General features: G+C 70.6%; 20 protein-coding genes. 11 read left to right on the top strand and 9 right to left on the bottom strand.

Annotation, left to right across the window (positions count from 1 at the left end):
- The first annotated feature begins 96 nt into the window (after positions 1–96).
- Positions 97–2850, top strand: coding sequence for a PQQ-dependent sugar dehydrogenase (locus IE290_RS18830; RefSeq protein ID WP_191245941.1), 2754 nt, complete (start codon positions 97–99; stop codon positions 2848–2850).
- A 56-nt stretch (positions 2851–2906) separates the two neighbouring features.
- On the opposite strand, the gene IE290_RS18835 is transcribed toward IE290_RS18830, so the two are convergent.
- The 5 genes from IE290_RS18835 to IE290_RS18855 all read right to left on the bottom strand — a co-directional run bounded on the left by IE290_RS18835 (position 2907) and on the right by IE290_RS18855 (position 6868).
- Positions 2907–3746, bottom strand: coding sequence for a MurR/RpiR family transcriptional regulator (locus IE290_RS18835; RefSeq protein WP_191245942.1), 840 nt, complete (start codon positions 3744–3746; stop codon positions 2907–2909).
- Positions 3743–4783 carry a zinc-dependent alcohol dehydrogenase family protein gene (locus IE290_RS18840; protein WP_191245943.1) on the bottom strand — a complete coding sequence of 347 codons (1041 nt, stop codon included), beginning with the start codon at positions 4781–4783 and terminating at the stop codon, positions 3743–3745. Before IE290_RS18840 ends, IE290_RS18835 begins: the two co-directional genes overlap by 4 nt.
- Before the next feature lie 19 nt (positions 4784–4802).
- Complete coding sequence (locus IE290_RS18845) at positions 4803–5615, bottom strand: LLM class flavin-dependent oxidoreductase (RefSeq protein ID WP_191245944.1); 813 nt, start codon at positions 5613–5615, stop codon at positions 4803–4805.
- 80 nt (positions 5616–5695) lie between these two features.
- Positions 5696–6382, bottom strand: coding sequence for a metal-dependent transcriptional regulator (locus tag IE290_RS18850; protein WP_191245945.1), 687 nt, complete (start codon positions 6380–6382; stop codon positions 5696–5698).
- 42 nt (positions 6383–6424) lie between these two features.
- Complete coding sequence (locus tag IE290_RS18855; protein ID WP_191245946.1) at positions 6425–6868, bottom strand: GNAT family N-acetyltransferase; 444 nt, start codon at positions 6866–6868, stop codon at positions 6425–6427.
- 103 nt (positions 6869–6971) lie between these two features.
- On the opposite strand from IE290_RS18855, the gene IE290_RS18860 reads away from it, so the two are divergent.
- The 8 genes from IE290_RS18860 to IE290_RS18895 all read left to right on the top strand — a co-directional run bounded on the left by IE290_RS18860 (position 6972) and on the right by IE290_RS18895 (position 14133).
- Positions 6972–7400 carry a hypothetical protein gene (locus tag IE290_RS18860; RefSeq protein ID WP_191245947.1) on the top strand — a complete coding sequence of 143 codons (429 nt, stop codon included), beginning with the start codon at positions 6972–6974 and terminating at the stop codon, positions 7398–7400.
- 4 nt (positions 7401–7404) lie between these two features.
- Positions 7405–8055, top strand: a complete 651-nt coding sequence (locus tag IE290_RS18865; RefSeq protein ID WP_191245948.1) for a DUF3558 domain-containing protein — start codon at positions 7405–7407, stop codon at positions 8053–8055.
- Positions 8056–8096: 41 nt separating this feature from the next.
- The gene (locus IE290_RS18870; RefSeq protein WP_191245949.1) at positions 8097–9341 is read left to right on the top strand and encodes a PPE domain-containing protein; all 1245 of its coding nucleotides are present in this window, start codon (positions 8097–8099) and stop codon (positions 9339–9341) included.
- Between the two features lie 4 nt (positions 9342–9345).
- Positions 9346–10092, top strand: coding sequence for an ESX secretion-associated protein EspG (locus tag IE290_RS18875; protein WP_191245950.1), 747 nt, complete (start codon positions 9346–9348; stop codon positions 10090–10092).
- A gap of 609 nt (positions 10093–10701) precedes the next feature.
- Complete coding sequence (locus IE290_RS18880) at positions 10702–11409, top strand: enoyl-CoA hydratase/isomerase family protein (RefSeq protein ID WP_191245951.1); 708 nt, start codon at positions 10702–10704, stop codon at positions 11407–11409.
- A gap of 231 nt (positions 11410–11640) precedes the next feature.
- Positions 11641–13128, top strand: a complete 1488-nt coding sequence (locus tag IE290_RS18885; protein ID WP_191245952.1) for an ATP-dependent acyl-CoA ligase — start codon at positions 11641–11643, stop codon at positions 13126–13128.
- Positions 13119–13760 (top strand): TetR/AcrR family transcriptional regulator, encoded by a 642-nt coding sequence (locus IE290_RS18890; protein WP_191245953.1) that lies wholly within the window; start codon positions 13119–13121, stop codon positions 13758–13760. Before IE290_RS18885 ends, IE290_RS18890 begins: the two co-directional genes overlap by 10 nt.
- A gap of 43 nt (positions 13761–13803) precedes the next feature.
- A complete protein-coding gene (locus tag IE290_RS18895) occupies positions 13804–14133 on the top strand; it encodes a hypothetical protein (RefSeq protein ID WP_026153533.1) in 330 nt (109 codons plus the stop codon).
- A 60-nt stretch (positions 14134–14193) separates the two neighbouring features.
- On the opposite strand, the gene IE290_RS18900 is transcribed toward IE290_RS18895, so the two are convergent.
- Both IE290_RS18900 and IE290_RS18905 read right to left on the bottom strand, forming a co-directional pair.
- The gene (locus tag IE290_RS18900; RefSeq protein WP_191245954.1) at positions 14194–15363 is read right to left on the bottom strand and encodes an acyl-CoA dehydrogenase family protein; all 1170 of its coding nucleotides are present in this window, start codon (positions 15361–15363) and stop codon (positions 14194–14196) included.
- Between the two features lie 33 nt (positions 15364–15396).
- Positions 15397–16242, bottom strand: a complete 846-nt coding sequence (locus IE290_RS18905) for an alpha/beta fold hydrolase (RefSeq protein WP_191245955.1) — start codon at positions 16240–16242, stop codon at positions 15397–15399.
- Between the two features lie 66 nt (positions 16243–16308).
- Between IE290_RS18905 and IE290_RS18910 the strand changes: the two genes are divergently transcribed.
- On the top strand, positions 16309–17013 hold the full coding sequence (locus IE290_RS18910) for a 4'-phosphopantetheinyl transferase family protein (protein ID WP_191245956.1): 705 nt from the start codon (positions 16309–16311) through the stop codon (positions 17011–17013).
- Here the strand turns inward: IE290_RS18910 and IE290_RS18915 are convergent.
- Positions 16994–18121 (bottom strand): isochorismate synthase, encoded by a 1128-nt coding sequence (locus tag IE290_RS18915; protein ID WP_191245957.1) that lies wholly within the window; start codon positions 18119–18121, stop codon positions 16994–16996. The genes IE290_RS18910 and IE290_RS18915 overlap by 20 nt on opposite strands.
- An 82-nt stretch (positions 18122–18203) precedes the next feature.
- Positions 18204–18515 carry an integration host factor, actinobacterial type gene (gene mihF, locus IE290_RS18920; RefSeq protein WP_026153534.1) on the bottom strand — a complete coding sequence of 104 codons (312 nt, stop codon included), beginning with the start codon at positions 18513–18515 and terminating at the stop codon, positions 18204–18206.
- Positions 18516–18775: 260 nt separating this feature from the next.
- On the opposite strand from mihF, the gene IE290_RS18925 reads away from it, so the two are divergent.
- Positions 18776–20398: a long-chain fatty acid--CoA ligase gene (locus tag IE290_RS18925; protein WP_191245958.1), complete on the top strand. Its 1623-nt coding sequence runs from the start codon at positions 18776–18778 to the stop codon at positions 20396–20398.
- Positions 20399–20515: the final 117 nt, after the last annotated feature.

Below are 20515 nucleotides of genomic sequence, written 5' to 3' on the forward strand. Positions count from 1 at the left end.
AGGCGAAGAGAAGTCGTACGCCTGGAAGGGGGATACATGCACTCTCGGTGGTTAGCCAGACGCTTACTTGCGTTCATCGGGACGGGCCTGATCACGTTGGGCCTGGTCACGGCCCTGTCGGCCCCGTCGGCCGCCGCCGCGCCACCGCCCGGCTTCGTGCTGCTCGACCAGCCGACCGGTCAGAACGCGTTCGACCTCACCGACTTCGCCTACCTGCCGGACGGGAGCTACCTGAGCACCGGCAAGGGCGGCAAGCTCAACTGGACCTCCACCGACGGCAACACCACGCGGACCCTGCGCACCCTGTCCGTGCGCAACCAGGGTGACCTGGGTCTCGTCAGCGTGGCCGTGGCGCCCGACTACGCCACGTCGAAGGCCATCTACTTGATCCGCTCGGTGCCCAACGCGACCTCGTTCACGCTGCGCCTGGCGAAGTGGACGGTCACCGGTTCGCCCGACCCCACCGGCATTACCGGCGAGCAGACGCTGATCGACATGCCCGGCGGGTCCGATGTGCACGGTATGACCGGTCTGATCGCGGCCGACGACGGCACGCTGTGGGTGTCGATCGGTGACAACGCCGACTACACCCGCGTCGACGAGAACGCGCTGAAGACCCTGGACGTCAACGCCCTCAACGGCAAGGTCCTGCACATCAACGCCAACGGCAGCGGCGTGTCGACCAACCCGTACTACGACGCGGCCAACCCCACCGCCACCCGCAGCAAGGTGTTCGCGAGCGGGTTCCGCAGCCCCTTCCGGTTCGCGCTCGACCCCAGCAGCGGCCTGCCCGTCGTCGGTGACGTCGGCTGGAACGAGTGGGAAGAGCTGGACCTGGTGCAGCCGGGCCGCAACTACGCCTGGCCGTGCTGGGAGGGCAACCACCGCACCCCCGGCTACGCGGATCTGCCCGGTTGCGCGTCGGTGACGAACAGCGCGCCGCTGTGGGAGTACCACCACGGCGACGCCTCCAACCAGGGCAACAGCATCACCGCCGGCATCGTCTACACCGGATCCAGCTACCCGGCCGAGTACCAGGGCGCGTTCTTCTTCGGCGACTACGTCGGCAAGAAGCTGTGGACCGCGCGCTGGAACACCGCGGGCACGCTGACCCAGGCACCGCAGGACCCCCCGCTGGCCACCGACATCGGCGGCCCGGTCAAGTTCGCCGCGGCCCCCAACGGCGACGTGGTCTACGCCGACATCTACACCGGCAAGCTGCGCCGCCTGAGCTACGTGACGGGCAACTCGACCCCGGTGGCGAAGGCGACCACCACCTCGGACCCGGCGACCCGCACCGTCACCTTCGACGCGTCCGAGTCCACCGACTACGACGGTGACGCGCTGACCTACACGTGGGACTTCGGCGACGGCACCACCGGCACCGGTGTGACCACCACGCACACCTACACCGCCGACGGCCCGTTCACCGCGACGCTGACCGTGCGCGACCCGCTCAACAAGGCCGGGACCACGTCGTTCACCGTCGCGCCGGCCAACCACACGCCGGTGATCACGCTGACCGAGCCGACCGCGCAGAACTTCGCGATCGGTGAGTCCGTCTCGTTGTCGGCGACCGCGACCGACGCCGAGGACGGCGCTTTGCAGGTCGACTGGACCAGCATCGTGCTGCACTGCCCGGAGGAGGAGACCTGCCACTCGCACCCCGGCGTGGGCGCGAGCGGCTCGACCTTCAGCGTCCCGTTCACCGACCACCCGGACTCCCGGATGATCCTGACGGCGACGACCACCGACAGCGCGGGCGTGTCCACCAGCACCAGCTACACGGCCTGGCCGCGTCAGCACCGGCTGACCCTGAAGTCGAACGTGCCGGCGTCGCTGCAGATCCCGTCCGAGGGCGGCGTGAACAGCGCGCTGGTGACCGAGGGCGTCACGCTCGACGTGGTGGCCGCGGAGACCGCGTCCGACGGCGCGTCCAAGTTCTCCGCCTGGGAGAACGGGTCGACCAGCCGGACGCGGACGCTGACGGTCACCTCGGACCTGACGCTGACCGCGACCTACGCGACGGCGATCGACCAGCGCTACAACAGCGACCCCGCGGTGCGGGCGCTGCTCGGCGCCCCGACCGCGCCCGAGGTGCAGGACGGCAACGTCAACTACCGGGTGTACCAGAACGGGCGGATGTACTGGTCCGCGCAGACCGGCGTGCACGAGGTGCACGGCGCGATCCTGGGCAAGTTCCTGGAGCTGGGCGGTCACACCCGCTTCGGCGCGCCGACGACCGATGAGCTGACCACGCCGGACGGGGTGGGCAAGTACAACCACTACATCGGCACGCCCGGCACGCTGACGGCGTCGATCTACTTCTCGCCGAACACCGGAACGCACGCCATCTGGGGTGTGATCCGCGAGAAGTGGGCGGAGAAGGGCTGGGAGGCCGGCCCGCTCGGCTACCCGACGACCGATGAGCTGGTGACGCCGGACGGCATCGGCCGGTACAACCACTTCAGCAAGGACGGGTCGATCTACTGGACGCCGGCGAACGGGGCCCACTCGATCTGGGGCCTGATCCGGCAGGTGTGGCAGCAGACCGGCTGGGAGGCCGGGCCGCTCGGCTACCCGATCACCGACGAGCTGATCACGCCGGACGGCATCGGCCGGTACAACCACTTCAGCAAGGACGGGTCGGTCTACTTCTCGCCGTCGACCGGCGCGCACGAGATCTACGGCGCGATCCGGGCGCGGTGGGCGGCCCTGGGCTGGGAGAAGTCCTACCTCGGCTACCCGACGACGGGCGAGTTCGCCTCGGCGGGTGGACGGCGGAACAACTTCCAGTGGGGCTACATCCAGTGGTACCCGAACGGGACCGTCGTCGACCGGCGGTACTGAGTTCCGGTAGGAAGACCGCCCTCCTCGCTGCCGCGGGGAGGGCGGTTTTTCGTTGCTCAGTAGTAGAAGTGCAGGGTGTCCAGCAGCCGGTGGTCCGGCTTCGGGTCGCCCAGCTCGATCGCGACCTCGGTGATCAGGGCCTGCGTGAGCGCGGTGAGCGCGGTCAGCGACCGCCGGTGCGAGACGCCACTGGTCTCCGCGAACAACGCCACCTCCGCGGACTCCACCAGCGGCGACGCGGCGTTGTCGGTCAGCGCCACCACCGGCAGCCCGGTTTCCTTGGCGTAGTTCGCGACCCGCACGGTGTCCGCGGCGTAGCGGCGCACCGAGAACACCACCAGCAGCTCGTCCTCGCACAGCTCCTTCAGCTCGTCGGGCAGCGAGCCGCCGCCGAGCCGGTGCACCGCGGGCAGGATCTCGCCCAGCCGCTGCGCCGCCAGGTCCGCCACCGGACGGCACTCGCGCAGACCCATCACGTGCACGCGTGGCGCCCGCGCGACCAGTTCCACCGCCCGAAGCCACGACGCCCGCTCCAGGTGGCCGAACGTGCGCGCCAGGTTGGTCTGTTCCTGTTCCAGCGTCGCGGAGAGCAGGCCGCCCGGCTCCGCTTCACCGGCGTGCTCGGCGCGTCGCGCGACCTGCGCCTGTTCGGCCAGCCACGCGCGGCACAGCTCCATGATGTCGGGATATCCGGGCAGTCCCAGTGAGTTCGCGAACCGCGTCACCGACGACTCGCGCACCTCCAGCAGCCGTGCGGCCTCGGTGATGCCCCGGTAGGCCGTGCCCTCCGGATCGGCGAGCAGCAGGTGGGCGATGCGCAGCTGCCCCGAGGCCAGTTTCGGCAACCGGCTCCGGAGCAGCTCCGCCAGCTCCTGGTAGCTCCCGGGGGCCTTCACACGCGCAACTCCACGACGGTGACCCCGGCGCCGCCGACCGGATCGTCCATCGCCATCAGCGCTCCGGGCGCTTCGTCCAGCGTGATCCGGCGGCCGATCAGCGCGTCCAGGTCCATCGTGGACCGCTCGACCATGGCGAGCATCTCCGGGTACTCGTGGGCCTGGATGCCGTGGCTGCCGAGGATTTCCAGTTCGTCGGCGATCACCCGGTGCATCGGGATCGGCGGCACGCCCTGCCCCGGCGGCATCAGCCCGACCTGCACGTGGCGACCACGCGGGCGCAGGCTCGCCACGGAGGCCGCGCAGGTCTGCGGCAGGCCGACGCAGTCCAGCGACACGTGCGCGCCGCCGCCGGTGATGTCGCGGATGGCGGCGGCGGTGTCCTGGGTCGCCTCGACGGTGGCCTCGGCGCCGAGTTTCGTGGCCAGCGCGAGGGCTTCCGACGAGAGGTCGACGGCCACGACCCGCGCGCCTGCGGCGACGGCGAGCATGACCGCCGAGATGCCCGCACCGCCGCAGCCGTGCACGGCGACCCACTGGCCGGCGGTCGTCCGCCCCTGCCGCAGGACGGCGCGGAACGCGGTGCCGAAGCGGCAGCCGAGCGCGGCGGCCGTGTTGGATCCGAGGCTGTCGGGGAGGCGGACGAGGTTGACGTCGGCGTGGTCGAGGGCGACCAGCTCGGCGAAGGATCCCCAGTGCGTGAACCCGGGCTGGGTCTGGTTCGCGCAGATCTGCTGGTTGCCGGTGGCGCACTGCTCGCACGAGCCGCAGGCGCACACGAACGGGACGGTGACGCGGTCACCAGGTGTCCAGCGGCGCACCCGGTCGCCGGTCGCGACGATCCGGCCGGCGAGTTCGTGACCGGGCACGTGCGGGAGGGTGATGTCGCTGTCGTGACCGCGCCAGCCGTGCCAGTCGCTGCGGCACACGCCGGTCGCCTCGACCGCGACGACCACGCCGTGCGGGGCGGGTGACGGGTCGGGCAGGTCGCGGACCTGCGGTGTTGCTCCGAACTCGGTGAAGACGACTGCGCGCACCCCGACACCCTACGTGGCGTCAGCGGCCCTTGAGCAGCTCCACGATCGGGGCGAACCGGTCGGCGTACCCGGAGTTGATCGTGACGTAGGAGATGCCCAGCTCGTCGCGGCGGCGGAGGAGGGTGTCGGCGGCCTGGCGCGTGCTGCCGGGCAGGACGCTTACGGAGCCGTTCGCGGCGAGGTCGGCGACGGTGGTGCCGATGTAGCGCTCGAGCCACGGCGCCGGTTCGTCACCGACGGCGAGCAGGTTCATGGCGAGCTCGACGTCGCGGTCACCGGCGGCGTCCTGGACGGTGCGGACCAGGTCCCGGGCTTCCGGCTCGGTGGTGCGGGGCCACCAGGCCAGGGTGACGATGTCGGCTTCCCGGCCGGCGAGGGCCATCATCTTCGGGCCGCCGGCGGCGAGCAGGAGCTTGGGGCGGTCGTCCTGCTGCTTGAGGTGGGCGACGGTCTCGGCGATCTGCTGGACCCGTTCGCCGGGCGTGCCGAATTCGATGCCGAGCCGCTCGAGTGTGCCTTCGGCGCCCGGGCGTCCCGTGCCCAGGCCGAGTTCGAACTGGCCGCCGGTGAGCTGGTGCAGGCTTTCCGCCTGCCAGGCCAGCAGGCGCCGGTCGCGGAACTTGCTGACGGCGACGAAGGTGCCGACGTGCAGTTCGGTGGTGACGGCCGCGGCGGCGGACAGGGTGGTGAAGGGGTCCAGACCGCCGAGCGGGTCCGGGGACAGGAGCGTGTCGAAGCCCTGGACCTCGGTGCGCCGCGCGAGGGCGGTCCAGTCGGTGAGGTGGGTGATCTGGCCGGCTACGAGGCCGAAGCGGAAGGGTTTGTCGGTCATGCGGTCGATGGTGAACCGGCGGGGCTGGTCACCGCGTCCGTCGGTTGTCGGCTCTGCGGACTACGTCGGGAAGCGCACCGTCAGAAGACGGCCACGCTCAACGCCTGCGCGATTTCCTTGCCCAGGGCGTGGGTCGCCGCTTCGGTGCCGGAGCCCACCTTGACCACGAGCGAGCCGCCGAACGGCTGCCGCTCCACGACCTCGATCCGCTCACCGAGCGCGATGGCGTGGTCGGCGAGGTAGCGCAGCATGTCCGGGTCGGTGTCCCACACGCGCACGATCTGCCCGACCGCGCCCGGCTCCATCTCGTCGAGCAGGCGGGTCGGCACCTCCTCGACGCTGCCGTCGGCCGCCGGGATCGGGTCGCCGTGCGGGTCGCGGACCGGGTTGCCGAGCTTGGCCGCGATGCGCTCGATGAGTCGGTCGGAGACCGCGTGCTCGAGCGCGTCGGCCTCGCCGTGGACCTCGTCCCAGGTGTAGCCCAGTTCCTGGACCAGGTAGGTCTCGATGAGGCGGTGGCGGCGCAGCACGCCGCGTGCCAGCCGGCGGCCCTCGGGGGTCAGCTCGATGCCGCGGTAGGGGACGTGCTCGACGAGGCCCTGCTGGGCGAGTTTGGTGACCATGCCGGACGCCGACGAGGGACTCACCTCGAGGCGGCCGGCCAGGGTCGTGTTGGTGACGGCCTCACCGCGCTCGACCAGGCCGTAGATGACCCGGATGTAGTCCTCGATCGACGAGGAGGGCGAGCGGTGCGGACTGTCAGGCATGCCAATAACTCTACGTGCGGTCCCGGCGCGAGTCAGCCTTGCCTAACTGGCCGGTGACCAGCGGTAGCGGATCCAGCCGGGGACCGGTTGGGCGCCGAGCTGGGCGTAGAAGGCCGCCGCGCGTTCGTTGCCCGCCTGCATGTCCCACTCGACGCGCCCGTCGGTGCGCGCGCGCAGGGCGGTGAGCAGTTCGTTGCCCAGCCCGTGGCGCCGGTGTTCGGGGCGGACGTAGAGGTCGTCCAGCCAGATGCCCGGGCGGCCCTCCCAGGTGGAGAAGTTCCAGGAGCAGAAGGCCATCCCCGCGACGGCGTTGGATTCGGGCGGTTCCGCGATGAGGACCCACGCCTTGGGCTCCGGACCGAACAGGTGCTTGGTCATCTCGGCACGGTCCAGGGCGAGGGTGTCGTTGCCCTCGTAGCGGGCGTGCTCCTCGATGAGGGCGCAGATCTCCTCGACGTCGCCGACCTCGGCTTCTCGTACGGGCATGTGACCCATGCTATGCGGGGATTTCGACCAACCGGAGGCCGCGCATGATCCGGTCGCGCTAGTCTCTGCTTGAACTGCGTTCGACACAGGGGGTGGGGAGCGGATGACGGAGGGCAACCGGAGCAGGCAGGCCCAGAGCGAGATCCAGTCGGCGATCAGCACCGCACAGGGGCCTGCGCGGATCGGGCCGATGGTGGGCGCCGGACTGAGCTTCGTCGGAGCGGGCGGGTACCGCTTCGACCCGGACCAGATCGCGGCGCTGATCCCGAAGTGGGAGGCGTTCCTGCAGGACATCGACGATGACTACCAGGACCTCCAACGAGCGCTGAGCTCTGCCACACCACCGACGGCCGATCAACCAGCCCGCCAGAACGCGGATCAGACGAAGGCGTCGATCCAGGCCGCTATCACGCACAACGAGCGGATGAAGCAGTATGCACGGGACTGGATCAACACACTGCGACTTGCGAATGGCACTTACGTCGAGCACGAAGACCACACTGGCAAAGGTCTCTACGGAAGGACGGACTGAGTCGATGGGCATGCACGCCACCCGTGGGATCGCAGCCACATCATTCAACTTCGGCCTCGGGATCACGGTTTTGACGATCGCCGCGCTGGCACTCACCGGTTGCTCTGACTCAGACGGCAAAACGTTGGGCACCGCCACCACGCCTTCATCCACTGTCACGCCTTCGACTAATACGAATGGCGAGGACACTCTCGCACCCCAGATCGAGAATCCCCTCCCAGCCGAACGGTTCGCGAAGGACGCCTGCAGCACCTTGACCGAACAGCAAACGTCAGAGCTCGGCATAAACCAGTCGGGTAGGCAAAATGGGGACGACGGATGCAGTTGGCGTTTCGGCCCGAATCTGGAATATGTGGTGCAGGTGGGCTTGTTCGCCACTCCTGACGGCAAGGGCTTGGAGAACACCTACAAGCAAAACGCTGCGGGCTGGTACAAGGATGGCTATTTCAAGCCCACCACGGTGGGCAACTATCCGGCCGTCTACAGCAACCCCGTCGACTTACGCCCCGGCGGTACCTGCGACTTGAGCGTCGGCATCAGCGATGCGATCATCCTTCACGTGACAGTGCGTGGTCCGGCGAACGAGGACAACTGCCAAGCCACATCAGTTGTCGCGGCCGATGTCATCGATACCATCAAAGCCGGGGGGCAATGATGACTGGTGCAGTGCTCGGTTCCACCGCGTCACTCGGCGCTATGTCGGGCCAACAGATTTACGAGAATTTCCACAATGCGCCTGGGCCTGGCGAGCTTCAACAGGCACAGCACCACCTGCGCATGGTGATGAAGAAGTACGAGGTGCGCGCCGAACAGGTGACCTCGCTCGCCGGCGCAATGGAGGAAGGCTGGACCGGCGACGCCGCCAACGCTGCTGTCCGTAGTGTCGGACCTCTGGCCGTCGCCCATTCGGGTGCTGCTGCCGCCATGAAGACGGCCAACGACCTGATCGAGAGTCAGAGTCAGGCCTTCTTCGACACCAAGAACAAGGTCGTCCCCGTGCCGGAGGCTCCTCAGACCCCTCCGACGCTCGCGCAGCAGATCTTCCAGGACAACAGCCTCACCCAGATGGCCCAGATCGCCGCGGCCAACGCGGCTGCCAAGCAGAACGTCGAGGCCATGCAGGCCTGGTCGACGACCTCCGGCGACAACGGCGCCCGGATGCCGACCACCTACGGCACCCTCGACGCCGGCGTGCTCGGCGTGTCCCAGGGCGCCCAGCCCGGCGGCAGCGTCGACATCCAGAACAAGCCGACCAGTGACGGGCCGAGCTTCGGGGGCGCTGGGGGTGCCTCCCGAGGCGGCGGCGGTGTCACCGGCGGCACCTCGTCCCTGTCGGGGCCCTACCAGGCCCCCACCGGGCAGATCCCGCCCGACGGGCGCACCGTCGCCTCGGACGCGGCTTACGCGCCGCCCGCCGCGGCGTCCTACAACCCGCCTCAGCCGAGCGGCGGCAGCAGCTACGGCACGCCCGGCGGTAGCGCGTACGGCGTTCCCGGCTACGGGAACACCGCCGGGTACCGCGGCGCCAACCCAGCCGGCGGGCGGTTCGGGGTCGGCACCGGCGGCGGCGCGGGCCGGGGCGGCGGCGTCGGCTCCGGCCGGGGCTTCGGCGCCGGTGGAGCGGGCCGTGGCGCGGGAGCAGGCTTCGGTCCCGGCAGCAACCCGCTCAGCGAGGCCAAGCGCTTCGGCGCCGGCAACCCCGCCGCGGCCGGTGAGTCGTTCGCCCGAGGCGGCGGCGCGTCGGGTCGTGCGGGTGCTGCCGGGAGCCCGGGCGCGATGGGCGCCGGCGCGGGCAACCGGGGCAAGGGCGAGGACGACGGCGAACACCAGCGGAAGTACATCGTCGACGAGGACGAGCACTTCCAGCTCACCGCCGAGGGCGAGAAGGCCGTCGACCCCATCACGGGCCTGACCGTCTCCCCGCCGGTCCTCGGCCAGTAACGCCATGTGGTTCGCCGAACCGGAACGGTTCCCGGCCGACCTCCTCGCGGCCATGGTCGCCAAGGTCACCGGCGCCGAACTGCACCTCGCGCTCGCACCGCAGGCCGTGTGGCGCCCCGACGACGCCCGCCTCGCCTTCGATCGCGCCGTCGAAGCCGCCCTCGCGCGCTACGACGTGCCCACCCGCGACGAGCCGACGTTCGCCGATCTCGCGCGCCTGCTGACCACCCCCGCGGAGGCCCGGTTCGGGTGGCTGTCGGACACGACGACCGGCGTCAACATCTCCACGCTCGTCGCCGCCGACCAGCGGTTCGGGGTCGTCGCCGTGCGGGAGGGGCCGGAGATTTCGGTCCGGACCTTCCAGCGCGACCGGCTCAGCAAGGTGCTCGCCGACGTCCTCCCGCAGGACGTCCGCAAGTCGCCGGAGCCGTCGCTGACCGTGCTGCGGAGCGAGGTCCGGGGCGCGCGGCAGGCGGAGATGAACGGCACGCGCCCCAGCCGGGCGGTGATGCGCGCCGACTACCTGGCGTCCCTCGAGCCGTACTTCATCGCCGAGCTGCATGCGGAGGTTCGCGACCACAGCGGCCAGCCGCGGCACCCGCGCTTCCCGCTGCGGGTGTACGACAATGCCGAGGGCCGCTGGACTGTGCTCACGAAACCGCACTACGACGACCAGCTGCTCCACTTCGCACCCGCCACGGCCGCCGACGTGGCCGACCGACTCGACGACCTCCGCCGTGAGCTGACCTGACGGCCGGCCCCGCACCTCGCGGTCGCGCGAGTGGCACTTTCGTGAACGTCACGAGCGGCCCAGCCGCGCCGGACCGAGCGGAGCGGATGACGGTGGTAGCAGGTCGCGACGGCGCGAGAGACGCTGTCGCGACGGCGCGAGATGCCCACTCGCACACGCGCCGGCTCCCAGAGGTGACTGGCCAGCCAATGCCGCAGTCGCGGCGGCACGAGAAGCACCTTCGCGCGGCGTGAGAGTCACAGTGGCGCAGGTGCTGGTCTCGACGGCGGAGACCGAGGGCGTTGTGCTGCAGTCGCGGTGACACGAGTGGGACTCTCGCGCGGCACGAGAGGCACAGTCGCGCGGGTGTCGGGTGCGGGTGGGGATCGAGACAGCCTTGTCGGCAGTCGCGGTGGCACGAAATGGCACTTTCGTGCGGCGCGAGAGGCACAGTCGCGCAAGTTTGGGCGCGGGTGGGGCTTGGGGCGTTGAGCGGCGGGTCGCGGTGGGGTGAGTGGCGCTTCGTGCCTGCGCGAGAAGCGCCCTCCTGCTGAGGGCCCGAGTGGGCGAACGACAGGTAGGCGCCAACAGCCGTAGCCGATCGATCGATCGGTCGGCTACCCTCCTTCCATGACCTCGGTGGACCTCGAGATCGACGACGGTGTCGCGCGCATCTGGCTCAATCGGCCGGAGCGGTTGAACGCCGTCGCGCCAGTGCTTGTCGATGAGTTGCTCTCCGCGTTGGACCGGGTGGACGGCACGAAAGCCGTCGTGCTCGGGGGGCGTGGGCGGGCCTTCTGCGCGGGCCACGACCTCAAGGAAACGCCCACCGGCGACTCCCGCGCCCGCATCGAACGGCTCCAGGACGTCACGCGTCGCCTGCGGAAGATCCCGCAGCCCGTCATCGCCGCAGTGCACGGGTACGCCATCGGCGCCGGGGCGGAGTTCGCTCTCGGGTGTGATCTCGTGCTCGCCGCCGAGGACGCCGTCTTCGCGTTTCCCGAGGCCGGCCTCGGGCTCAGCGTCACCGGCGCTGCCTCCCGCCTGCTGCCGCTCATCGTCGGGCCGCTCAAGGCGAAGGAGCTCCTCCTCCTCGGCGAACGCATCGACGCCCGCACCGCCCATGCGCTCGGCCTCGTCAACGCCGTCGTCCCCGACGTGCACGCCACCGCGCTCGACTGGGCCCGCCGCATCCCGGCCCACCCGGCCGCCACGCTCGCCAAGCGCGCCCTCGACGCGGGCATCGACAGCGCCCTCGAACAGGCCCTCGAACTCGAGGTCAGCCACGCCCTGATCACCGAGCACCTGCCCGAGAACGCCCTCGGCAGCCGCGCATGATCACCACAGCTCCGAACGCCGCCGAAAGCCCGGGTAAGCCACGCATGACCACACGCAGCCCGGCAAGCCACGCCACAACCACCCGCACCACCCTCGGCAGCACCACATGACCACCGCAGCGCCGCACGCTCCGCGCCACACCGCCCAGCGACCCGCCAGACCACACACGCCCACACCCGGCAGCCACGTATGACCACGCACAACCAGCCACACCACCCCGGGCAGCCGCGCATGATTCCCGATGACCTGGTGGCCCTCACGAAACGGGCCGCGCGCCTCTGGCCGGACAAAACCGCCTGGCTCTTCGACGAAACCGGCACCACCCTGACCTTCGGCGACATCGACCGCGAGACCGATCGCCTCGCCGGCAGCCTGCACGCTCTCGGCATCCGCCCCGGTGACCGCGTCGCCGTGATGCTTCGCAACGAGCCCGCCTTTCCCCTGCTCTGGCTCGCCCTCGCGAAACTCGGCGCGGTCCTCGTCCCCGTCAACACCAACTACCGCGAACTCGACGGCGCCCACGTCATCCGCCACTCCGGCGCCCGCCTCGCCATCGCCGCGCCCGAGTTCACCGACCTGCTCACCCGCATCGGCATCGACGTCCACACCCCGGACGCCCTGCCCGCCGGAGCACCGCCCGAGCACCGCCCGGCCGCCGAAGCACCCACCAACATCCAGTACACCTCCGGCACCACCGGCGCCCCCAAGGGCTGCGTCCTGCCGCACCGCTACTGGACCACCCTGGCCCGCAGCCTCGTCGACGACTTCCCCCACCTCACCGACGAAGACACCATCCTCACCGCGCAACCGTTCCACTACATCGATCCACAGTGGAACGTCGCGGCCGGGCTCGCCGCCGGCGCGACGCTCGTGGTGCTGGACCGCTTCCACCCCAAGACCTTCTGGCCCAAGGTCCGCGAGCACGGCGTCACCTGGTTCTACTGCCTCGGCCTCATGCCGGCGCTCCTGCTCCGCCAGCCCGCGCACCCCGACGACGAACGCCACCGCGTCCGCTCGGTCATGGCCTCCGCCATCCCCCGCGACCTGCACGCCGACCTGGAGGCCCGGTGGGGCGTCCCGTGGTACGAGGCGTTCGGCATGACCGAAACGGGCGGCGACATCCGCGACCGCCCCGAAGACCACCGGCCGGGCAGCGGCTGCATCGGCCGCCCCATCCGCGAACGCGAAGCGATGATCGCCGACGAGGAGGGCAAACCGGTGCCCCGCGGCAGCGCCGGTGAGCTGCTCATCCGCGGCGTCGGCCTCATGCACGGCTACCACGACGACCCCGAAGCCACCGCCCACGCCTTCCGCGACGGCTGGTTCCACACCGGCGACCTGGCCACAATGGACGCCGCGGGCCGGATCCACTACGTCGGCCGCACCAAGGACATGATCCGCCGCAGCGGCGAGAACATCTCGGCCGACGAGGTCGAGCGCGCCCTCCTGCAGCACCCCGCCGTCGAGCTGGCGGCCGTGATCGCCGTGCCCGACGACCTGCGGGGCGAAGAGGTCAAAGCCTTCATCGTGCCGGCCGCCGACACCACCCCGGACGAGCTGGCCGAGTTCTGCGCCACCCAGCTCGCCTACTTCAAGGTCCCGCGCTACTGGTCCCTCACCGCGGACCTGCCGCGCACCCCGTCGGAACGCATCGCCAAGGGCAAGCTCGCCGCACTGGACACCCCGACCTACGACCGGGTGGCACAGACATGGCTCTGACCACCGAGCAACGCGTCCGCCGCGCCGCGGTCAAGCTGTTCGCCGCCAAGGGGTTCCACGGCACCGGCATCCGCGACCTGGCCCAGGCGGCGGGAATCTCCAGCGCCAGTCTCTACCACTACATGGGCACCAAGGAGGACCTGCTCGTCGGCATCATGCGGGAGTGCCTCGACCGGCTCCTGCTGGCCGCGCGCCGGACGCTGGACAGCCTGGACGACCCGGCCGACGCGCTGTCCGCCCTGGTCACGCTGCACGTCATGGCCCACGCCGCCCAGCCCGACGAAACCCGGGTGGTGGACCACGAGGTCAGCGCCCTGTCCCGCCCGGCGCGGCGGCGGATCGTCGGCCTGCGGGACGAGTACGAGGACATCTGGGCCACCACCATCGACCAGGGCGTCGCGGCCGGCGTGTTCGACGCCCCGGAACCGGCCGTGACCAGGCTCGCCCTGCTGGAGATGTGCACCGGCGTCGCCCGCTGGTACTCACCACGTGGTCCACTGCCGCTGGACCGCCTCGCCGCCCGATATGCCCAGCTCGCGCTGCGCATGCTGGGCAGCCCGTCACCCCCGCGTGGGACGGCCGCCGAACGGGCCCGCGAGGTCGCCGCCCAGGTGTGGCGCATACGGCCCTAGCTGGGGTCTTGCCGACTCGGCCGGGCTGAGGGACCCTCGAAGGGTGACTGAGCGAACGATCCAACTGGAATTGGATGAGCAGGGTCTCGCACTGGGCCTCCCTGCCCCGTCCCACCCTCAGGATCATGTACACGATGTGCCCTACCGCCCCGTCCAGTTCCGTGACGACGACCTGCCCACCGCGCTCGAGCGTTGCGCGCACTGGCTCAGGTCGGCACAGGAGTGGCTGGGCGAGCCGGTGGATGTGGTCTCCATCCACCTCGACTACGACGACCGCGAAGGCGCGCCGTACTACGACCTGAAGCTCCTCTGCAACGAGGAGGACCTGGCCGGGGCGCCGCGCGCACTGCGGGACGCCGCCAACGAATCCTGAGTCAGTTGTCAGATCCCTCGGGGCCGCCTCCGGAAACGGGGGCGGCCCTAAGGGTTGTTCTCAACCCAGCGCGCCGCCGATCTTGACGTGACCCTTCAACAGGTTGCGGGCGATGGTGCGCCGCTGGATCTCGTCGGTGCCCTCGTAGATGCGCAGCAGCCGCAGCTCGCGGTACCACCGCTCGATCGGCAGCTCCCGGGTGTAACCCATGCCACCGTGGATCTGCAGGACGCGGTCGACGATCTCGTTGGCCTTGATGCCGCCGTACAGCTTCGCGATCGACTGCGCGTGGCGGGAGTCCATTCCGGAATCGACCTGCCAGGCCGCGTGCAGCACGAGCCAGCGCAGCGCTTCCAGCTCCACGCCGGAGTCCGCGATCATCCACTGGATCGCCTGCCGGGTCGCGATCGGCGCCCCGAACGTCTCGCGCGTGTTGGCGTGCTCGATCGCCATCGAGATCAGCCGCTCGCAGGACCCGATCGCGCGGGCCGGCAGCAGGTAGCGGCCGCGGCCGATCCACTGCATCGCCAGCGCGAAGCCTTGACCCTCCTCGCCGAGGATCTGGCTCTCCGGCACGCGCACGTTGTCGAACACCAGCGACGCCGGGCCCCACTCGCCCATGGTGTCGATCGGCTCGGACTTCCAGCCCATGTCGCGGTCGACCAGGAAGCAGGTGACGCCGCCGTTTGCGCCCTTCTCCGGATCGGTGACCGCGAACACCATCACGAAGTCGGCCTCGTTGCCGCCGGTGATGAACGTCTTCTCGCCGTTGATGATCCAGTCCGCGCCGTCCTTGCGGGCCGTGGTGCGGATGTTCTTCGCGTCCGACCCGGCGCCCGGTTCGGTGATCGCGAAGCACGACTTGCGCTCGCCGGAGATCGTCGGGAGCAGGTAGCGCTCCTTCTGCTCGTCGTTGGCGTGGAACAGGATGTTGTCCGCCGCGCCGCCGAAGCGGAAGGGCACGAACGTGCGGCCGAGCTCGGCCTCCAGGAGCGCGGTCATCACGGCCGACAGGCCCATCCCGCCGTACTCCTCGGGGGTCTGCACGCCCCAGAAGCCGGACTCCTTCGCCTTGAGCTGCAGCGCGGTCAGCTCGTCCGAGGTGAGGCCGGGTTCGCCACGGCGTTCGCGGCGCAGCACCTCCTGTTCGAGCGGCATCAGCTCACGCTGGACGAAGGTGCGCACCCAGTCGCGCACTTCCCGCTCTTCGGTGCTCAAGCTGAAGTCCATCGTCGGCCCTCCTACTAAGCGGTTGCTTACCTGTCAGGCTAGCGCACCCGGCGCGTCACCGGAATGGAGTTCGGTGAGGAACCCGCGCAGGGCGGCGGTGACCCGGGCCGGCCGCTCGACCGGCGGCAGGTGCCCGGCGTCCGGCACGTCGAGACGGACCGATCCGCGAGTACCGTCGCTGAGCAGGCCGGAGACCTCCTGGATCTCGGGCACGTCGAGGCAGCCGTTGATCACCAGGGTGGGAGCCACGACCTCACCCAGCCGGGCGGCAGGGCCGGGTTCCAAATGACGTTCGGTCCGCTGCGGCCCGGTCCAGGTGCGCCGGAAGACGCCGCGGAGCATGTCGAGGACGAGTTCGGCGGGCTCCGGCACGAGGAAGCGCGCCTGGGCCAGCGCCATCGCTTCGACGTCGGCCGGGTCGGGTTCCCGGGTCCGGGACGCGTAGGCGCGCAACCGGTCGGCGGGCACCGCGCTGTGCACTTCGCGAGCCGCGCGGGCCCGCATCGACTCCGGCCACTCACGCCCGGACAGGCCCGAGCAGATCAGCACCAGCGCGGCGACCCGGTCCGGGGCCGCGAGCGCGGCCTCCAGCGCGTACGACCCGCCCATCGAGCAGCCGACCAGGGTCGCCCGGTCGACGTGGAGCGCGTCCATCAGTCCGAGGAGGTCCTCGTAGTGGCGGTACTCGCCGGCCGCGTCCCCCGAGCCGCCGAAGCCGCGTTGGTCGTAGCGGATCACCCGGTGCGTATCGGCGAGCCCGTCGAACTGGGCGGCCCACATGCGCCGGTCGGCCGCGCCCGCGTGCACGAAGATCACGGCCGGCCCCGCGCCGGCCTCGTCGTAGGCCAGGTCGGCCCCGTTGACGTGAACCAGGTTCATGACGGCCAACCTAGGAGGTTCATCGGAGCCTCACGCCCGTGTTCGCGCACCGCGTAGGTTGGGGGCGTGATCGAGTGTGCGGTGTGGTGGGCGGTGCCGCTGCCGAACGAGCCCGGGTACCTCGACCTCCTGGACGACGTGGAGCGCGGCCGCCACCGCGCCTACCGGCAGGAGATCGACCAGCGGCGGTTCCTCACCGGCCGGGTGCTGGCCAAGACGGTCGCCGCGGAGTTGCTCGGCCGCGCGCCCGCCGACGTGGCCTTCGACGCGACCTGCGACGACTGCGGCAAGCCGCACGGCAGGCCGCGCGTGCCCGGCGCCGGGTTCGACCTGTCCATCTCGCACTCCGGCGAGCGGATCGGGGTCGCGGTGACCAGCGACGTGCCGGTCGGCCTGGACGTCGAGACCGCGACCCGCCGGGTGGACGACTCGCTGATCGCCTACGCGCTGAACGACACCGAACAGCACGGCCTGGACGGCTTGCCGGAGGCCGAGCGGGTGGCCGCGTTCTTCCGGTACTGGACCGGCAAGGAGGCGCTGATGAAGGCCACCGGCCGGGGTCTGCGCATCCCGCTGCGGAGCATCACGCTGGCCGGCCCGGACGAGCCGCCCCGCCTGGTCGCGTCCAACGACCCCGCGCTCGACCCGGCGCGCACACGGCTCGCCGACCTCGACCCGGGCGAGGGCTACCGCGCGGCGATCGCGGTGCTGGCCGACGAGGACCTCAAAGTCACCGAGCGCTGGTGGAGCCCTACAGCTCCAACCCCATAGCCCGCAGCAGCGTCTGGAACTTCGCGGACGTCTCGTCCAGCTCGGCCTTCGGATCCGACGCCGGCACGATTCCCCCGCCCGCGTACAGCCGCAGCCGCGATGCGGACACCTCAGCGCACCGGATCGACACCGCCCACTCGCCGTCGCCCTGGGCGTCCATCCACCCGACCGTCCCGGCGTAGTACCCGCGGTCGAACGGCTCCAGCTCGCCGACCAGCTGCCGCGCGTCCTCGGTGGGTGAGCCGCAGATCGCCGGCGTCGGGTGCAGCGCGCCGGCCAGGTGCAGGGCCGTGACGTCCGGGTCGGCCAGCTCCCCGGTCACCATCGTGCTCAGGTGCCACATCGTCGGCGTCGACACCAGCGACGGCGTCCGCGGCACCTGCAGGTCGCGGCAGAACGGCCGCAGCGTCTCGACGATCGCCTCGGTCAGGACCTCGTGCTCGATGTGGTCCTTGCGCGAAGACGCCAGCCGCTCGGCGTTGTCCCGGTCGGTGACCGGGTCGGCCGAGCGCGGCGCGGAACCGGCGTGCGGGTGCGACACGACCCGCCGGCCGCTGCGGGACAGCAGCAGCTCCGGCGTCGCGCCGATGAGCGACCGCGACCCGGGCAGGGCCGCGGCGAACGTGTAGCCGTGCGGGTTGTCCTTGACGAGGTTGTGCAGCACGGCCTGGACCGGCACCTCGCCGGGGAACTCCAGGTCGAGCGCACGCGCGAGCACGACCTTGCGCATGCCGCGCTCGGTCAGCGCCCGCACCGCACGGGCGACCGCCTCCACGTGGGCGACGGGTTCGGGCACGGCCCGGACGGCGTCCGGACCGTCGACGGTCATCCGGGGCAGGTCGGCGGCGCCGGGGTGCGCGGGGGCGGCCACGTAGGCCGTTTCGGGCACGACGAGGTGCCCGGGTGTCGCGGTGGTGTCGAAGGGCAGGACACCGACCGCGAGCGACCCCGGGGTCCCGGCCAGGGCGGCCGGGACCGCGTCACCGAGTGCCGACACGTCGGTGTCGGTGAAGGTCAGCCGAGAGCCGGACCCGAAGATCGTGTGCCGTGAGGTGGCGAAGAAGAAGTCGCCTGGCGTGTATTCCTCGAGCGTCTCTGCGGCATCCACACCCCCATTGTGCTCCCGCTCGACCGACGGCGAGCGGAAGTGTCACAGGCGCAACACTTCGCCGCCGACCTGCGGAAACGCGTTACTTGAGGGCGTCGATCAGTGCCGCGCGCTGGCGCTCGCCGAGGCCGCCGGCCCGCCGGTCCGGGTCGATCCCGGCCTTCTCCAGCAGCGCGGCCACCTTGACGGCACCGAGCCCGGGAACCGCCTTGAGCAGCTGGGTGACCTTGGTCTTGCCGATCGTCTTGTCGTCCTTCGCCTTCGACAGCACCGTGTCGATGGACTGCTGACCGGACTTGATCGACGCGAGCAGCTCGGAGCGAGCCTTCCGGGCCTCGGCCGCCTTGGCCAGGGCCTCCGCACGCTGCTCCGGGGTCAACGTGGGCAGAGCCAACGTAGTAGTCCTTCCGTGTGTCGGATATCCGCTCTCGCGGCGACGGCTGGCACCCAGCGAGGTGCTTGCTCACGCAAGCGCTGGCCAGGCCGTCTGGTCCACGCGCCCAGTAAACGCCACCTGGGCCGATGCCGCGACACCGACACGCGCGGAAACCCCCGGTCGGGGCGGGGGCGGCCGGTTCTGGCGACGGGTGGCGTCTTCCACTTAGAGTGACCGCAGACACGTTCATCGCCGAACTTCACCGCGCGGGAGTGCCCATGCTGAGCACGATGCAGGACGGACAGCTTTCCCTTGCCAACCTGCTGAAACACGGAAGCCGGGTGCATGCCACCAGTCAGGTGACGACCTGGACCGACCAGGGTCCCCGCCGCGAGACGTACGCGGATCTGGGCCGTAACGCTGCGCGACTGGCGAATGCGCTCCGTAGTCTGGGCATCACCGGGGACCAGCGCGTCGGCACGTTCATGTGGAACAACGCCGAGCACCTGGCCGCCTACTTCGCGATCCCCGCGATGGGCGCGGTGCTGCACACCCTCAACATCCGGCTGTTCCCCGAGCAGCTGACGTTCGTCGCCAACCACGCCGAGGACCAGGTCGTGCTGGTCGACGGCTCGCTGGTGCCGCTGCTGGCCAAGCAGCTGCCGGAGATGAAGACGGTCCGGCACGTCATCGTGGCCAACGGCGATCCGGCGACGCTGCAGGCGCCGTCCGGGGTCGAGGTGCACTCCTACGACGCGCTGCTGGCCGCCCAGCCGGACACCTTCGACTGGCCGGAGGTCGACGAGCGCTCGGCGGCCGCGATGTGTTACACGTCGGGCACGACCGGTGACCCGAAGGGTGTCGTCTACTCGCACCGCTCGATCTGGCTGCACTCGATGCAGGTCTGCATGACCGACAGCATGCAGCTCTCGCCCGCCGACAAGGCCCTGGTCATCGTGCCGATGTTCCACGCCATGTCGTGGGGCATGCCGTACGCGGCGATGATGGTCGGCGCGTCGCTGATCATGCCGGACCGCTTCCTGCAGCCGAAGCCGCTCGCGCAGATCCTGGCCTCGGAGAAGCCGACGTTCGCCGGCGCGGTTCCGACGATCTGGCAGGGCCTGCTGCAGCAGCTCGAAGCCGAGCCGCAGGACATCTCGCACCTGCGCGAGGTGGTGGTCGGCGGGTCGGCCTGCCCGCCCGCGCTGATGCACACCTTCGAGGAGCGCTACGGCGTGCCGATCCTGCACGCGTGGGGCATGACCGAGACGTCCCCGCTGGGCAGCGTGGCGCGCCCGCCGGCCGGCGCGACCGGCGAGGAGGCCTGGCAGTACCGCTACACGCAGGGCCGGTTCCCGGCGTCGGTGCGCGCCCGGCTCATCGACGACGACGGCAACGAGCTGCCGTGGGACAATGAGTCCGTCGGCGAGCTGGAGGTCGCGGGCCCGTGGATCGCGGGCGGCTACCACGGCGGCGCGGACCCGGAGAAGTTCCACGACGGCTGGCTGCGCACCGGTGACGTGGGCAAGATCAGCCCGGACGGCTACCTGACGCTGACCGACCGCGCGAAGGACGTCATCAAGTCCGGTGGCGAGTGGATCTCCTCGGTCGACCTGGAGAACACCGTGATGAGCCACCCGGCGGTCGCCGAGGCCGCGGTGATCGGCGTGCCGGACGAGAAGTGGGACGAGCGGCCGCTGGTGGCGGTCGTGGTCCGGGAGGGCCAGAGCGTGACCGCCGAGGAACTGCGCGAGTTCCTGTCCGACAAGGTCGCGAAGTGGCAGCTGCCGGAGCACTGGACGTTCATCGACGAGGTGCCCAAGACCAGCGTCGGCAAGTTCGACAAGAAGCGGCTGCGCGCCTTCCACTCGCAGGGCAAGCTCGACGTGACGCACTTCTGATGTTCGCCCGGAGGCCATCCGTGTCGGTTTCGACGCGGGTGGCCTTCAGGCGCCACCGTCCACAGAAGACAGCCGGCTCGGGCCAGGCAACAACAAGGAGTTGTTGCCGGTCCACCC

The organism is Amycolatopsis deserti (assembly GCF_014653945.1).
Lineage (GTDB): Bacteria > Actinomycetota > Actinomycetes > Mycobacteriales > Pseudonocardiaceae > Amycolatopsis_E > Amycolatopsis_E deserti.